The organism is Vibrio sp. MA40-2, assembly GCF_047302445.1.
Classification (GTDB): Bacteria; Pseudomonadota; Gammaproteobacteria; order Enterobacterales; family Vibrionaceae; genus Vibrio.
Window position 1 is genome coordinate 1,092,684 of sequence record NZ_CP178627.1, and the last position, 15,574, is coordinate 1,108,257.

The window sequence follows — 15,574 nt, forward strand, 5'->3', positions numbered from 1 at the left end:
TATACTATTTTTTATTATTTGTCGACAATAAAACCTTGGAAAGCTTCAATAAAATGCTTAGACAAAAAGTCTAATTGAGCTTTGGTTTCAACCCTTGAAGCGATAGTTTTTATCCCTAGATTATGAGCCGCACGAGAGATTGAGGTTAAGGTATAATCTTGTTTTTCATCTTCGATTTGGTGCGTATACAAATAATCCAATTTTACGTATTTCGGTCTGAATTCATTGATGTAATCTAAGGAATGGAAGTGTCTTCCATAGTTGTCAACACCGAAATCGGAACCGCGGCTGCGTATTGCATGACAAAGCAGTGCGGTATGATGTTGATGAGAAATAAAGCAAATTTCTGGTATTTCGAAATGTAATTTACGTGCCGCGTTAGGATGTTTGGCCAGTATTTTTGTTAACCAGCGAATAAAGCTTGGTTCAGTGATACTACTGACCGTGAGGTTGATAGCTAACGAATCTTGAATAGATTGATCTTCTAGTTGGTTAATCATGTACTCAATTACAAATTGGTCAAATAGATGACCGGAATGTAATTGATCTAACGCGAACAGATATTGGTTAGCGGTATATCGTGTACCTTCTTTTTCTATTGCGGAGAATACTTCGCGATGGAATGTTGAACCGTCATTACTGGTGGCCGCTTGGAACTTGAATTCGACACTACGTGAATTGATTGCCTCTTCAACTAGTTCTTTCCATTGAAGCTTACCTAGAAGTGATTGCTTACTGTCTTCAGAAACAATGTCATAGCTTCGTTCTGGGTTAACAATGGCCTGCGACAGAGCATTATCTACCAGCGATAAAATTTCTGTGCTGGATTTTTGTGCTTCACTGTAAACCAAACCTAACGCCATATCATTGGGGGCGGTTCCTGTCGGATCTGGTCGCATACTTTGGATATTCGCAACTATATTATTGGCTAAAATTTCTAAATCGTCTCTTGCGATATTGGGGAAAATGAAAGCAAATTCTTCAGTGTTAATTCGAGCAACAACTGAGATAGAAGAATCAGTGGTGAGTTTTAAATGGTCGGCGAGTTCTCTTATTAAAGTATCGCCAGTTTCATAGCCAAATTCATCATAAGCTTCCTTGATAAATTTAGCTTTCAATAACGCGACACCACCTCGAGACGACTCTGTTAACCATTGGTTTAGTTGGCCCATAAAGAATGAACGGTTACCGAGTTGAGAAACAGGATCCATATAAGCTCTTTCTCTTAGTTGTTCTGCTTCTTTGGCTTGTGCTTTAAAGTTTTGTTCTACTTGTTTTGACATTAAATTAATGCCATCAACCACTGGTACTAAGTCTTTGGTTTTTGGTTGTTTAAGAGGTTCGCCAAATTTGTTTTGAGCGATGTCTTCCATTTTTTTGGTGATAAGGAAAAGAGGGCGTAAACTTCTTTTAAGCATGGCAGAAATAAGTAACAGACCGAACGTAAACGAAAAAACAAAAACCATACCTAAATGTTCTAATGCTGCCCAAAGTTGCACGTAAGCTTCGCCCGGGTGACTAATGATTTCAATTTCTGCTAATTGTAACCAGCCGCTGGTCACCACTCGCCTGTCCTCAAGCTTAGTTAAAAAGTTCATATTAATGAACCAGTCGGGCACGCCAGTGGCTGTAATGGGATAAGTGCGCAGAATTTCTTCATCGGTATCTAAGAATGTCAGTTTTACTGCCGAGTAAGAGCTGCCATCAAATAATGCATTAATCACTGATTCTACGGCGACCTTATCTTTTTGTTCTAAATAAGGCGCTAATGCAAGACCAACAGTATTGATGGTGTTATTCACCTCTGAACGCTGTTGCTGGATCAGAAAGTTACGTGTTGTTGAGAACTCTATTGCGAATACAGAGCCAACAAGTAACAAGAAAACAGCCAACATTCCGGCGACAAGTTGTTTATGTAATGTCATGGTGGTTACTCATTATAGTTTCGTTTTGGTGTATTTAGTTTCAGGCTTTTATTTCGCGAACGAAGGTCATTCCATAAACTTAATCGAGATGCGTTTCCTGCTAATTCTCCACTGGCTTTTTCCTTCATTAGCCAAAGATTCTTACCATTGAAGCTGTATATCGGCAATAAGTCAGATCGTTTTGTTGCCGGCATAATTATTGGGTTGATATTGTCTAATATTATCGGTACGGAGTTCGGTTTTTCGTAATAGGCAAGCACCATGTGAAATTGGTTTAATTGAATTGCTTTTACATAAACCAAACGTAATTTTGTGTCAGAAATGCCCAGCTCTAATAATGAAAAATATTTGGCAATAGTGAAGTCTTCACAATCACCTGCATTACTTCCAATGAACTCAAGTGGCGTTGCCCAATAGTCTTTTTTTCCCCATAAATCGATGTCATCGACAAAGTTAAGTTGGTTAAAAAATGCGTTTACACCTTCAAGCTTATGCATTTCAGAATCTTGCTTGAGAGAGTTCATTTCTGTTATCCAAGTATTTGTACGTTTAGCTGCGTACTGCCCATAGGTTTTTGAAACCGCATTTATCCATTGCTGTTCTACGGTATTGAGAGCAAAAGATGCGATAGAAAATGGCATCATGACCAATAAAAGACTGAGCGATTTCATTGCAGTATATCTACCCAGTACAAGAGCAGCATATTGTATAATTCCTTATTCTCTCAGTGCAGTTTGTTGGGCAGACAATATTGGATTTAACAGGTAGCTCAAAATCGTTCGTTTGCCAGTGATTATATCTACAGATGTTGTCATACCCGGTATAATAGGGAGTTCGGCTTTAGTGAAAAACTTGTGATCGTCGGTTCGGATCCTTACTAAGTAGAAGCTGTTGCCTTCTTCGTCTTGAATTGTATCTGCGCTGATATGTTCTAACGTGCCGTCAAGTCCGCCGTAGCGTGTAAAGTTATACGCGCTGAATTTGACAATAGCAGGTAATCCAGGCCTCAAAAAAGCGATATCTTGTGGAGCGATTTTTGCTTCTACCAACAATGTGTCTTCTGTTGGGACTATTTCAATTAAGTCCATGCCTGGTTGAATAACACCGCCCACGGTATTGACGTATATTTTTTTGACAGTTCCAGTGACAGGAGACAGTACAACTGTCCGATTTACTTTGTCTTCTAGACCAACGGTAGATTCGGTTAGCGCGGAAAGTTTGTCTTGTATTTGATTGAGTTTTTCTTGTTGTTCAGAACGAAATTTAAGTGCCGCATCTATCCTACCCAACATGACTTCTCGGATTGCAGATTTGATACTTGGGATTTGTAATCGAGTAGATGTGAGCTCTCTGCGTTTGTCATTGAGTTGTCTTTGTAATTTAATAAATTCAATTTTTGTGACAATTCCTTCATCTGCTAACGGCTTGGTTATATCTAGTTCTCGTTTGGCTAAATCATAACTGGTCTTTAGGCTTCTTTCTCGCGCCGATTGTTCAATCAACTCTTGTTTTTTTTGCTGTACTTGTTGGTCTAAAACCGACAGTCTATTTTTTAGGTTTTCTAAGCCCTGGCGGTACTCTGCTTGCTGTCTTTGGACTAAAAGTGGTTGGTTTGCACTAAAGGTAGGGGGATAGGCGAGTTTGTTAAAATCGATTTTTACACTGTCTTGCCAATTGTCATCATCAAACTCTTCTTGAATGTCAACACTGCTTATTGAAGCGGAAAGTTGTAAAACGTTAGCGGTTAGACTGAGTATTTGTTGCTCACTTTCTCTAAAGTCGGAACGAAAGCGGGTATCATCAATAAGAATAAGCTGTTGGCCTTCTTTTACCGAGTCACCTTCTCGGACCAACAAACTTTTGACTAAACCACCTTCTAGGTTTTGCACTACTTGTAATTGAGAACTGGGGATTATTTTCCCTTGGCCTACTGTGACTTTATCTAGCTCTGCCCACGACGCCCATACAATGGCTGAGATGAAAAATAGTACTATTATCCACAGTAGAATTCGGGCACTACTTGGTGTATTGAGGAGCAAAGCGGCGGTTTTATCATCAACGTAGTCTAATTCTGAATCTTTTAGTTTTGCAAACTTCTTGATGCTCATTTATTTGTCCTGGAATTACTAAAACCATAAAATTATGACTTTAATCGGTAATAATTTTATTTACTGTCGTTTAGAATGCTAACTGCTAATCTATTTTTTTCATATAGTTAGTGAAGAATAAATACGTCCACTATATTGATTAATTTAAGTTGATTGTCAATGTATACATCAACTTTCTTATCGTCATTGTTCGTCTATAGAATAGTTGAGTTATGTAGAAGATTCTTGTTTTCATTTTAGTATAAGCGCAAAATCTGAAAAAAGTGAGGGAATAACATGAAATTAGACGATATTCGTCGAGAGTATTTGAGAGGTGGCTTACGTCGTAAAGATTTACGTAGCAACCCTATTGATCAATTTAATGATTGGTTAGAACAAGCGGTGAAAGCAGAACTAGCGGATCCGACTGCCATGACGGTTGCTACAGTGGACGAACATGGTCAACCATTTCAACGCATAGTACTGCTCAAAAATTTAGATAATAAAGGGTTTGTTTTTTATACCAATTTAGCCAGCAGAAAAGCGCACCAAATTGAAGGTAATTCAAAAGTGAGTTTGCATTTTCCTTGGCATACTATTGAGAGACAAGTGCATGTTACTGGTACTGCGGTAAAACTATCAACCTTAGATAATATCAAGTATTTCTCTTCTCGCCCTAAAGAGAGTCAAATTGCAGCGTGGGCAAGTAAACAAAGTAGCCGTTTGTCTGCAAGAGGGCTTTTAGAAGGTAAGTATCTAGAACTTAAACAAAAATTTGCTAATGGTGATGTTCCTATTCCGAGCTTTTGGGGCGGTTTTCGTATTGTTCCTGATAGCATAGAGTTTTGGCAAGGAGGCGAGCATCGTTTACATGATAGATTTTTGTTTAACCGAGAACGAAGTAACGATGACAAGCGTACTTTAGACTCAGATGCTTTAAACTCAGATGCTTTAAACTTAGATACTGTAGGCACAGATGCTGTGTGGACTGTTGAGCGCTTAGCACCTTAGTGTTGCGGGTTGAATATAATCGATGGTTAGTCCGAGTCCGTTGGATATGATTAAAACCGCTTGATTGCTATTGAGTAAACATTCACCGTAATTCATTGTTACTTGATCATCGTTCCGCAATGATGATCTTGTGGGGTGTATGCGGTGGGCTTGACCTTTTGATATACATTAATCGTGTCATGCTTTAACGGAAGTATTAGATAAAAACTCGCCCTTATTCATTTAGTTACGCTGCGTATGAGTCTTTATGTTCCTCTGTGTTCTCGTTGAATTGAATAAATACTGGTGTCTGTGACGCTACCGAAAACCTCAATATTGCATAACACTATGCTGCTATTACCGCGTAAGCAGCCCTTTGACAGAATGAAAAGTAGGATTTGATACCGCTAGGTGCTCGCTTTACGAAAGAATGATCAAGGGGCTCCGGTTTGGTTAATCAAAATATCGACACTGCTTCATCCTTGATCATGCTTCCTAAACCATGACTGAAAATAATGATCCACAACTGAATGATCCACAACTGATCAGTCAGGCGATACGTGTAAAAGTAACCATTATTTTTCATATGTATTTAAAAAATCGTTATTAGACTAATAAGATTTGGCTTTGTGGCTTGATTTACACAGTGAAAGTACGTGATTATACCCAGTTCTTTTGATACCTCTTCCATACATCAGGTTGAGCAAGGAAGATTATTTTAATTAGAGGATATTTTTAATGATAGAAAATAGCATTGCTATTACTGCCACATTTGCTGGTTATTTAATTATGATGCTGCTGATAGGTTACTATGCTTATCAACGTACATCGAATTCAAGCGATTACTTTCTCGGTGGACGCTCATTAGGTCCTTGGCCTGCAGCCTTATCCGCAGGTGCTTCTGATATGAGTGGTTGGTTACTTTTAGGATTACCAGGTTATGCTTATGCCGCTGGAATAGAAGCGTTATGGCTTGCGGGAGGTTTGTTGGTCGGAACTTGGGCAAATTGGTATATTTGTGCTAAACGTCTGAGAACATACAGTATTGTTACCGAATCTTTGACTATACCTGAGTTTTTATCTCGCCGTTTTGGTGACAAGTCCAAATTAATACAAAGTATTTCCGCTTTCTTCATTTTGTTGTTTTTCCTTTTTTATACCAGTTCTGGCCTTGTTGCTGGTGGTAAATTATTTGAGACAGTGTTCGGATTAGACTATAGCTATGCTGTAATTATTGGCGCGGTTTGTGTGGTTTCTTATACCTTATTTGGAGGTTTTTTAGCTGTATCGTGGACGGACTTAGTACAAGGATTGTTAATGGCTGCTGCATTAATGATTGTTCCCGTCGCGGCGATGCAAGGTGGGCTTGGCCAATTGGCTACCGATTTAACCAATATAAATCCAGAATTACTGACTTTGTGGAATGATTCCAAAGGTGAACCATTAACCATGGTAGCGATTATTTCTTTAGTTGCGTGGGGGTTAGGTTATTTTGGTCAACCGCATATCTTGGCTAGATTTAAAGCGACTCGCACTAACAAAGACCTGGTTACGGCTCGTCGAATTGCTGTTATTTGGTCTGCCTTTTCGATGGTTGGGGCGCTGTTAGTTGGCTTGGTTGGGCTAGTGTATGGCACCAATTCTGATGCTGGTTTATTAGTTGATGGTGAAAAAGTATTTATGGTGCTAGTCAATGCTATCTTCCATCCGGTGATTGCTGGTATTTTATTGGCCGCTATTCTTGCTGCGATAATGAGTACCGCTGATTCGCAGTTACTTGTTTCTTCATCAGCATTGGCGGAAGATTTTTATAAGCAAGTATTTAGACCGGATGCGACCTCTGAAGAGGTCGTTAAGGTTGGCCGTATTGGTGTTATCTTCATTTCTATTCTAGCACTCGTTTTAGCGGCAAGCCCTGATAGTTCTGTACTTGGGCTGGTGTCTTATGCTTGGGCTGGATTTGGTGCAGCATTTGGTCCTGCCATTGTCTTAAGCCTTTATTGGTCGAAAATGAATAGAAATGGAGCCTTAGCCGGTATTATTACCGGTGGCGTTACTATTGTTATTTGGAAGCAGTTATCTGGAGGATGGTTTGATGTGTATGAAATCGTTCCTGGTATCGTGTTTTCAACCATCGCTATTGTATGCGGGAGCTTATTTTTAGGTGAACCAGAGAAGATGGTTATTGAACAACACAAAAAGTTTAAGCAGTTATTAATCCAACTCGATTGATGAGTAAAAAATAGGGCCGACATATATGGCCCTATTTTTTGTGAGCTAAATCTTACAAATGGAAAAAAAATTAAAGTTTTTACATTAATCTAATAATTCTATCTGTTTTACGTATTATTATGTACTTTCGTTTTATAACTAATTCATTAGTCAAGATTTTAGGAAATAACATGCCAGATTTTTATTGTTCAGAATGCAAAAGAACAACAACCCACAAGAAGATTATGTGTAAAAATCAGGAATGTCCTGAGTCGACAATAGGGCAATTTTTCAACTCATTAGGTCAAATTTTCCGCGGTACACACTATTATGAGATGGAAGAGCAGTTTTTTTGTAGAGAATGTAATTGTCAGAAATTGGATGTAAAAATGAATGATAAACCAATAAATGCTGCGGTAAGCGCTCATTAGTTTATGCTGTATGTAAGATTAGAACCCAGATTTATTAGTGATCCAGATAACTTGTTATCTGGATTTTTTTCTTTTTTTTCTTAATAAAGTCGCTATATTGAGAGAATATTATTGGTAGTAGAAGGTTGAGCAAGGATATGGCTCAAAATTTAGATAAAACGGATTTGGAAATACTTCGCATCTTGAACAAGAAAGGTCGCCTTTCTATGGTCGAGCTAGCGAAACAAGTTCACTTAACAACTTCTCCATGTTCGGATCGAGTTAAACGTCTTGAGAAAGAAGGGTTTATTCAAGGGTATCATGCTGAGTTATGCCCAGAGAAATTAGGCCTTGATGTTCAGGTGTTTATTCATGTTCGGTTGGACCAATCGAGCTTTTCTATATTTGATAAATTTGCTAAAGCTGTCGATTTAATGCCTGAAATTGAAGAACATTATTCGTTATCTGGGGATTTTGATGCAATGATTAAAATCCGAGTAAAAGATATGAAAGCGTATCAAGTCTTTATGTCTCATAAGTTGGGTACATTGCCAGGTATTATTCAAACCCGTAGTGAAGTAGTAATAGAGGAACATAAAAAGAGTTTTGGTATTAATGCTGATAATGTCTCCCTTTAACCGCGTGACTTAAAACCAATTTAAAGTTTACAGTGTAAATGACAAAGCGTTGATATGATGTGATTGAGGTGATGTCGCCCGTTAAATTAACATGTGTACTAAATAACAGTTAACTTACCGGGCCGAGTGTTTAAATAACTAGACTATTCAGTTTAGATAGCCAATAAATCGCGTTTATACTAGAAAATATTACCCTAGTAATGAAGAAATAATACCGATTAATCCACCAAAAACGCCGCCCCAAACGACAAGCCAACCTAGATGCTGTTTGATCATATCTTGCACCATTTGTTTCACTAGTTTCGGTGTGAGTTCATTCAGTCTTTGATCAATGATATTTTCGATGTTTTGCTGAATTTCAGCCATCATATTAGGCTGTTCGAATTGGTTTTTTAATGTTTGTTTAACCGCATCACTTTGACTTATCTCAACCACAGATTGTTGCATCTTCTCTACAAAAGGTTGCTTTAGGGGCAACAGTGCTTCTGTTCCGCCAAACATTGCGAGCATGCCACCGAATGATGAATTAGCAATAACGTCGACTAATGATTCAAATGTTGGTTCGAAATCGATGCTATTAATAACGGGAGATAGATCTAACTTGTTACCACCAATCATTTCTTGAGCTAAGAACCGGTCAATGTTCTCGTTGGTAAAAAATTGCTCCATCATTAGTGTTTTAATGGCCATTTTAAACTCTTCAAAACGTGCAGGGATAACGCCTGAACCATATAGCCCGGGTACTTTTTCAAACAGCATATGTATTGCTAACCAATTGGTAATAGCACCTGAAAAGGCAAACACCCCTGCATAGAGTAATGTTTGGTTGTTTGATTGATAGCCAATAGCTAATAAAGCCAATGCGATAACGTTGGTGATAAGACTTTTATTCATAGTTGCTCAGAAAGGTTATGTTGATAAAACAGAGCAAGATTTTAGACAGTAATAGTTTATAAGTGAAGTGATTTTATTGCTAGCGTATTGCAATCATTGGCGGACTCGGTGGTCAAACAGGTAGTGATGTCGCGCCTCTAGTTCCCGTATTGCCAAGCAAAAAAATATTGGGAAGTCAGGATTTATTTACCGACTCTAACGAGCATCTTCATTCCGTGGTAAAAAGCCTAGCTACATTAGTTACTCGGCCTGACATGATCAACGTTGATTACGAAGATATCAAAGTAGTAATGCAATATATGGGCTTAAGCACTGTTGGTTACTCCTTCCAAGAGGGAGAAAGTCGCGCTAAACAAGCTATATAAACAAGCTATAACTGATCTTTTGAAATCACCCGCTATGGAAGATATCGATTTTTCTAAAGCAAGAGGATTCTTAGTTAATATTACCGCTGGCTTAGACATGCGTTTAGACGAATCCGAGGAGATTAAAGGAACAAGTGTTAATTTATTGTAATCTTACCTACTGTATAAATAACGATCAGGCCTATTGATATCGTCACAGTAACACTAGCTAACGTACCTAACATTACGTATTCCGTTAATTTCTTATCTTGAGCTGCTGTCAGATCTCCGAACCTAAAGACAGACTTTGCTGCTAGTAGAAAACCAATTACGGAATACTGGCTCAATAGTATAAAAGTGAGTATAAGGAACCGTTCGAAAAACCCTATCTGCTGTCCTGCTGATTTAAGAGTGTTATCGTCTTCTTCAGGTTTTAAATCACCCGTCCATGGTTTTAAAATCATAGCGATTAAAATAGATGTTGGTTTAAAGATTGCCACATAAGCCAAGATATACAACGCATGCTTGTGTGAAAGGTTATCTATTGTCAATTGCTCTGTGAAGCTTTCAACTTGTCCCGTTGCTACTAACCAAACAGCGATTAACACTCCAATATGCACCAACTGATCAGCGATAAAGAAGGCTAACGGCCACTTCTGGCTATAAGATTTTATTAAATCAGTGACGTAATGTGTTACTGATACTGCTATTATCACATACATGGCATTTAACACTGTACTGTCACTACTTAGTACATAGAAAGTTGAGGCTGCAACAATTCCATGTAATGCAGAGTGTAATAAAAGTTCTATTGATTTGTAATGACGTTCGTTTTTCTTCTTTACCCACGAGTCTGGCTGAAAATAAAAGTCACATGCAACATGCCCTAGTATTAAGAACATAAGGAGGGTTATGTCTGACATTACTGATACTCCTCTTTCACGCATTTCTCAAAGTGACGTATGTATTCTTCTATTAGCTGGTAGTGGCTGGCGTTAAGCAGCTTCGTTATGTTTGTACGTTTCTTCCCTAAGGCCGTTGCAATGTCTTCGTGTGTCTTTGTTGTTAAATCGAAGTAAGACCATAATGCTTCCGTCTGTATAGTTGTTAATCCGCTTATATGAGCATCTAAAAACTTGGTCAACAAATAGGTTTTGTCTTGGAACGCAGAGTTATTTGATTGGATTGTTAAATGGTTGCTTTTTAGTTTATCTAATCCAGTTCCAGATAATACAAATGCTTCCCCCGTGGACGTTTTAATATCATTACCTATGTGCATAGCTCTACCAATACCAATACACTGCCTCGCATCTATTCGTAGTTCAGACGTCTTAAGTGCGAGACGTATCTTCAACGCTGATAGTACTGCGTCAGCAGGTTCGAAAAATACTATTTGGAAGGCATCACCGCGGTACATATCAAACCTAGCGTCTACTTGTTCAACCAACTTAGTTAAAACTGTTTTTAAGATAGTGAGCATCTTTTCGTAGTCCTCTGGCGCTATCTTCTGGGAATCAACTATATCTCCCGTGATTACACTAACAATTTTTTCTGACATACATAATCCTACTCTTGAACCATTATTGTGTTCTCGTTTTTACTGCTGCTGCTAGTTTCTTTAAAGTATCTTATTACTCGAGTTACTTTGAAGTATGTTACTGCTACGAGTTATTTTAAATCATGTTACTGCTGCGAGTTACTTTAACGCATGTTACTACCGAGAGTTACTTTAAGGTATGTTACTGCTAAGAGTTACTTTAGCATACGTTACTACTGAGAGTCACATTAAAGCATATGATTACTGCGAGTTACTCCAAAGCATCCTATTACTACAAAAACCTAAAGTGATGATGTTTTAATTCTCACCAAACGCCTGAATTTCGATTCAAGCCTTTCCTCAATAGCTAAACCCTAAACCCTAAACCCTAAACTCCCAACATCCAGATTCAAATCTGTGCCTTTCTCACTCTTGACTTTATCAACGACCCAAATAAGCCCCTTACCCAAGAACGTTAACCCTTGGTATAAACATCACTAATTGTTCTTTCGCTCTGGCTTGAGACTAACGTGCTGTTTAAATAGCTTGGTTATACTTTGTCGTGCTTTCACTACACCACCTCAAAACAGTAAGTTTCGCAGCCATTCAATAGCAGGTCGACCGTATTTTCCATAAGAATGCGTTGTTGCCGCTGATTGATTCATTGGCGGAATTGAATGCGTTTGTGTGAATTGATGTGGTTGAGCCTAATGAGTGTGAGGGGTTGGAAGGAAATCACAATTAATATTCACAGTAATTTATTATTAGACTTCATTGATATTTTTGCTACTTTTAATTTTTAACAAATATTTTACATGGACAGACGTATGCGAGATCTTTTATGGACATTGTTTAGCCTAGTCATTTTAACGGGTTGTAAATCTACTTCAGAGAATTTTGGTAGATTCGAACGTTCACTTAACAACACTGTGCATGGTTATAACAAAGTAAAGGACCCCTTAGACCCGTCTAATACTGGATTAGTCGAATATTTTGAAGTACGTGATGGAGACTGCTCATCTAACAGTGGGTGGAGTGATTGTGCTAACGACAGGGAACGTAGTGAGTTGTCACAAAAGACTAACCGACAATCCAACGGCGATGAGTATTGGTATGCATGGGAACTCTATCTACCCGAGGACTACCCCAATGTGTATCCGACCAAAGTTGCCTTAGGGCAATTTCACCAAGTAAACGGTAAGCCGGTCTTTATGTTTCAGAATCAATCACCACCATTCAATGATACGTGGAACCCTGCTATAAAGGGCGGTTATCATTTAGACCGACAGGTTAATGGTGAAACAGTAACAATGTGGGAACTTCTCACAGAAGAGGAATTAAGAGGGAAATGGCATCGTATTGAGCTTCATGTAAAGTGGTCAAAATCCTCCGATGGATTCTTTAAAGTCTGGGTTAATGGTGAGCAAAAGGTACGTTTTAACGGTCAAACCCTATTTAAAGATACTGCTTATTTTAAATATGGCGTTTATAGGTCATTCCTTACTCGCTACAAGGGAGTAAAAAAAACCGACGTAATGCCCACTCAACGAGCCTACTATCGATATGTCAAACGTGGATCCACAAGGGAGTCCATTCAACCAGGTTATGTTGTAACAGAACTAAAAGAGTAACTTTACGTAAGTTAAACTCATGTTTAACATAAAAAACGCTACAATTATTCTAAACGCCCAACTGGGCGTTTTTCCTTACATAAATACCGTTGCGCAAGGTAAATGCCGGATATTTAGCTAGATTCTATATTGAAGATGTAGAAAAACCAGTATAGAACTGGGTTTGAATAAGGGTGTTTGGTTGGTTGCGCTGGCCACGGATTGTCATCGTAAATTTTTTGCCATGCGGCTAGGGCTTGTACTTCCAACGTTTTTACGTTTGCTTCATCATCTTGTAGTCGTTTGATATTGGTTTCAGATATTAAAGGATCATACATTTGGCTGTATAAACTTAGACGAGTGCTGTCCACCCGGTCGTAATCATCACATAATATTGAACTTAAAACGTTTAGGACCATGTTTAATACGCTCATAAAGTATGGTGAATGGAAATGGCCAAACCCAGTTGTGGGTATTGAGCTTATTAAAGCTTCCGAACGCGAGTTGTCTTACCTTACTAAAGACAAAATTCAACCTTTCTTAAATAAGCTAGCGGTAGATAACAGCCCTAAAGCCGATCAGATACTCGCGGTTGCGGTATCTGGTTACGATATTTTCGATGTTCGGTATTATGCGGCTTGGGAGTGCGTGCAAAGGTCGTTACCTGCGTTTATTCCACATGGGCAGGCGACGCATAAAAAAATGGCGATAAAGTGGCGACAGAGCTCAATAATCCTCGCTTTTTATCGCTATTTGTCGCCATTTCGTAAAGTTAAATAAAAATAAATTATTTTAAAAATCAGTTAATTAGTTTATTTATATGTCGTCATTGATAAAATCACCGGTTTGGTGTGCCCATAGTTGAGCGTAAATGCCTTGGCCTTTTATCAGCTCTTGGTGTGTGCCTTGTTCTACTACTTGGCCTTTATCTAGGACGATAAGCCTATCCATTGCGGCTATCGTTGAAAGACGGTGTGCAATCGCGATAACAGTTTTTCCTTCCATTAACTCAAAGAAACTTTCTTGAATAGCTGCTTCTACTTCTGAATCGAGAGCGGAAGTGGCTTCATCTAGAATTAATAGTGGCGCATCTTTTAGTAATACTCGCGAAATGGCGACCCGTTGACGTTGACCACCAGAAAGCTTAACTCCACGCTCACCTACTTGTGCATCATAACCTTGGTTTCCATGAGGGTCGGTTAACGTTTCTATGAACTCATGTGCTTCCGCTTGAATGGTTGCTTTGAGCACTTCTTCATCGGTCGCGTCTGGCTTACCGTACAAAATATTTTCTTTTATAGATCTATGTAATAAGGACGTGTCTTGCGTGACCATACCAATATTGGCTCGTAATGAATCTTGAGTGACATCGGAGATAACTTGTCCATCAATCTTAATTTTTCCGCTTTCTACATCATGGAAACGAAGTAATAGATTAACAAGCGTCGATTTACCAGCACCAGATCGACCAACTAGTCCCACTTTTTCTCCTGGTTTAATCTGCAGATTTAGGTTGCTAATCACCCCTTTGTCTTTTTCACCATAATGGAAACTCACATCATCAAACTCAATACCGCCTTTGGCGACTTTTAACGGCTTAGCATCTTCTTTGTCAGTTATATCTATTGGTTTGGAAAGAGTGGCAATACCATCAACAACGGTACCCATGTTTTCAAATAAAGTACCGACTTCCCACATTATCCACATAGACATGCCATTGATACGTAATGCTAAGCTAATTGCTATCGCGATAGCACCGATAGAAATAGCGCTTTCCATCCATAGGAAAATTGACATAGCCGCGATAGAAAAAACCAAAAAATAGTTAACTATTTCTACACTAACGTTGAATCCAGTCACCAAACGCATTTGTCGATAAACTGTATCCAAAAAGCCTTCCATACCTTCTTCGGCATATTTGGTTTCTCGTTTACTGTGTGAAAATAGTTTAACAGTGGCAATATTGGTGTAGCTGTCTACAATTCGGCCAGTCATGGTTGATCGTGCATCTGCTTGTTCGGATGAAACGACTTTTAATTTAGGAACGAAATACATTTGTATTGCGATATAAGCGAATAACCAAACTAGCATCGGTATCATTAAGCGCCAATCTGCTTGAGCGAGCATCACAATAATAGAAGTAAAGTAGACAATAACGTAAACGAAAACGTCGGCGGCTTTCATTACTGTTTCCCGCACTGCAAGAGAGGTCTGCATGACTTTAGTCGCAATACGACCAGCAAAATCATCCTGATAAAAAGAAAGGCTCTGTTTTAAAAGGTATCGGTGAGCCATCCACCGAATCGACATTGGGTAATTACCTAATAAAGTTTGGTGGATATTAAGTGAATATATAGTGACCATAATAGGCATAACGACTAACAGTAGAATGCCTATAAACCAAAGCGTGGCTCTGTTTTCCTCTAAAAATGTTTCTGGATTGCTATTAGATAGCCAATCGACTAACTGTCCCATAAAGCCAAATAGAGACACTTCAATAATCGCGATGATCGCACTCATGATTGCCATTAATATTAACGGTTTTTCATAGCCACGGGTGTAGTGCCGGCAAAAGGCTAAAATTCCGCTAGGCGGTTGTTGTGGTTCTTCTTCTGGGAAGGGTTTTGTTAGTCGTTCAAAAAACTTGTACATTTAATTATCCTTATCCCGCCTTGTTATTGTTTTATCTTCAAATATTTTAGAAAAAAGACGGAGTTATTAACTCGTACACACTAACTCAAACGAAAAAAAAAGAACATGCCTTTACGACTGTTACTTTGTATGGTTAGTTGAATGTGACCAGTGTTTTCCTACAATTCACGGCAATAGAGGTGATACGCAGTAATAAAACCTAGTTGTTAGGCGATAAAAGTGATGATTTCAGTGAATTGATGTTAGGTAAGGTGATTACAATCAATGTTATCAACT

General features: G+C 38.6%; 15 protein-coding genes. 7 read left to right on the forward strand and 8 right to left on the reverse strand.

Features of this window, described 5'->3' with window-relative positions; all coding sequences use genetic code 11:
* Window positions 1–14: 14 nt before the first annotated feature.
* The 3 genes from ACLKML_RS04805 to ACLKML_RS04815 are packed head-to-tail and all read right to left on the reverse strand — an operon-like array spanning window position 15 to window position 4,033.
* On the reverse strand, window positions 15–1,925 hold the full coding sequence (locus ACLKML_RS04805; protein ID WP_413282589.1) for an EAL domain-containing protein: 1,911 nt from the start codon (window positions 1,923–1,925) through the stop codon (window positions 15–17).
* Between the two features lie 5 nt (window positions 1,926–1,930).
* On the reverse strand, window positions 1,931–2,596 hold the full coding sequence (locus tag ACLKML_RS04810) for a transglutaminase-like cysteine peptidase (RefSeq protein ID WP_413282590.1): 666 nt from the start codon (window positions 2,594–2,596) through the stop codon (window positions 1,931–1,933).
* A 45-nt stretch (window positions 2,597–2,641) separates the two neighbouring features.
* Complete coding sequence (locus tag ACLKML_RS04815) at window positions 2,642–4,033, reverse strand: HlyD family type I secretion periplasmic adaptor subunit (protein WP_413282591.1); 1,392 nt, start codon at window positions 4,031–4,033, stop codon at window positions 2,642–2,644.
* 276 nt (window positions 4,034–4,309) lie between these two features.
* Between ACLKML_RS04815 and pdxH the strand changes: the two genes are divergently transcribed.
* From pdxH to ACLKML_RS04830, 3 genes are all read left to right on the forward strand, one after another.
* Window positions 4,310–5,023 carry a pyridoxamine 5'-phosphate oxidase gene (gene pdxH / locus ACLKML_RS04820; protein ID WP_413282592.1) on the forward strand — a complete coding sequence of 238 codons (714 nt, stop codon included), beginning with the start codon at window positions 4,310–4,312 and terminating at the stop codon, window positions 5,021–5,023.
* A 717-nt stretch (window positions 5,024–5,740) separates the two neighbouring features.
* Complete coding sequence (gene putP, locus ACLKML_RS04825; protein WP_413282593.1) at window positions 5,741–7,234, forward strand: sodium/proline symporter PutP; 1,494 nt, start codon at window positions 5,741–5,743, stop codon at window positions 7,232–7,234.
* 547 nt (window positions 7,235–7,781) lie between these two features.
* Window positions 7,782–8,261: an Lrp/AsnC family transcriptional regulator gene (locus tag ACLKML_RS04830; RefSeq protein WP_317717283.1), complete on the forward strand. Its 480-nt coding sequence runs from the start codon at window positions 7,782–7,784 to the stop codon at window positions 8,259–8,261.
* 189 nt (window positions 8,262–8,450) lie between these two features.
* Here ACLKML_RS04830 and ACLKML_RS04835 read toward each other — a convergent pair whose 3' ends face one another.
* On the reverse strand, window positions 8,451–9,155 hold the full coding sequence (locus tag ACLKML_RS04835; RefSeq protein ID WP_413282594.1) for a DUF445 domain-containing protein: 705 nt from the start codon (window positions 9,153–9,155) through the stop codon (window positions 8,451–8,453).
* A 167-nt stretch (window positions 9,156–9,322) separates the two neighbouring features.
* Between ACLKML_RS04835 and ACLKML_RS04840 the strand changes: the two genes are divergently transcribed.
* Both ACLKML_RS04840 and ACLKML_RS04845 read left to right on the forward strand, forming a co-directional pair.
* Window positions 9,323–9,520: a hypothetical protein gene (locus ACLKML_RS04840; protein ID WP_413283739.1), complete on the forward strand. Its 198-nt coding sequence runs from the start codon at window positions 9,323–9,325 to the stop codon at window positions 9,518–9,520.
* A complete protein-coding gene (locus tag ACLKML_RS04845; protein WP_413282595.1) occupies window positions 9,471–9,671 on the forward strand; it encodes a hypothetical protein in 201 nt (66 codons plus the stop codon). Before ACLKML_RS04840 ends, ACLKML_RS04845 begins: the two co-directional genes overlap by 50 nt.
* Here the strand turns inward: ACLKML_RS04845 and ACLKML_RS04850 are convergent.
* Window positions 9,658–10,422, reverse strand: coding sequence for a DUF3307 domain-containing protein (locus ACLKML_RS04850; protein ID WP_413282596.1), 765 nt, complete (start codon window positions 10,420–10,422; stop codon window positions 9,658–9,660). The genes ACLKML_RS04845 and ACLKML_RS04850 overlap by 14 nt on opposite strands.
* Window positions 10,422–11,057, reverse strand: coding sequence for a hypothetical protein (locus ACLKML_RS04855; RefSeq protein WP_413282597.1), 636 nt, complete (start codon window positions 11,055–11,057; stop codon window positions 10,422–10,424). Before ACLKML_RS04855 ends, ACLKML_RS04850 begins: the two co-directional genes overlap by 1 nt.
* Window positions 11,058–11,863: 806 nt before the next feature.
* Here ACLKML_RS04855 and ACLKML_RS04860 point away from each other — a divergent pair.
* Window positions 11,864–12,667 carry a heparin lyase I family protein gene (locus ACLKML_RS04860; RefSeq protein ID WP_413282598.1) on the forward strand — a complete coding sequence of 268 codons (804 nt, stop codon included), beginning with the start codon at window positions 11,864–11,866 and terminating at the stop codon, window positions 12,665–12,667.
* A 113-nt stretch (window positions 12,668–12,780) separates the two neighbouring features.
* Here the strand turns inward: ACLKML_RS04860 and ACLKML_RS04865 are convergent, their stop codons facing one another.
* Window positions 12,781–13,065: a hypothetical protein gene (locus ACLKML_RS04865; RefSeq protein ID WP_413282599.1), complete on the reverse strand. Its 285-nt coding sequence runs from the start codon at window positions 13,063–13,065 to the stop codon at window positions 12,781–12,783.
* On the opposite strand from ACLKML_RS04865, the gene ACLKML_RS04870 reads away from it, so the two are divergent.
* Window positions 13,064–13,426, forward strand: coding sequence for a hypothetical protein (locus ACLKML_RS04870; RefSeq protein WP_413282600.1), 363 nt, complete (start codon window positions 13,064–13,066; stop codon window positions 13,424–13,426). The two genes, ACLKML_RS04865 and ACLKML_RS04870, sit on opposite strands and share 2 nt — an antisense overlap.
* Before the next feature lie 36 nt (window positions 13,427–13,462).
* Here the strand turns inward: ACLKML_RS04870 and ACLKML_RS04875 are convergent, their stop codons facing one another.
* Window positions 13,463–15,298, reverse strand: a complete 1,836-nt coding sequence (locus ACLKML_RS04875) for an ABC transporter ATP-binding protein (RefSeq protein ID WP_413282601.1) — start codon at window positions 15,296–15,298, stop codon at window positions 13,463–13,465.
* Window positions 15,299–15,574: the final 276 nt, after the last annotated feature.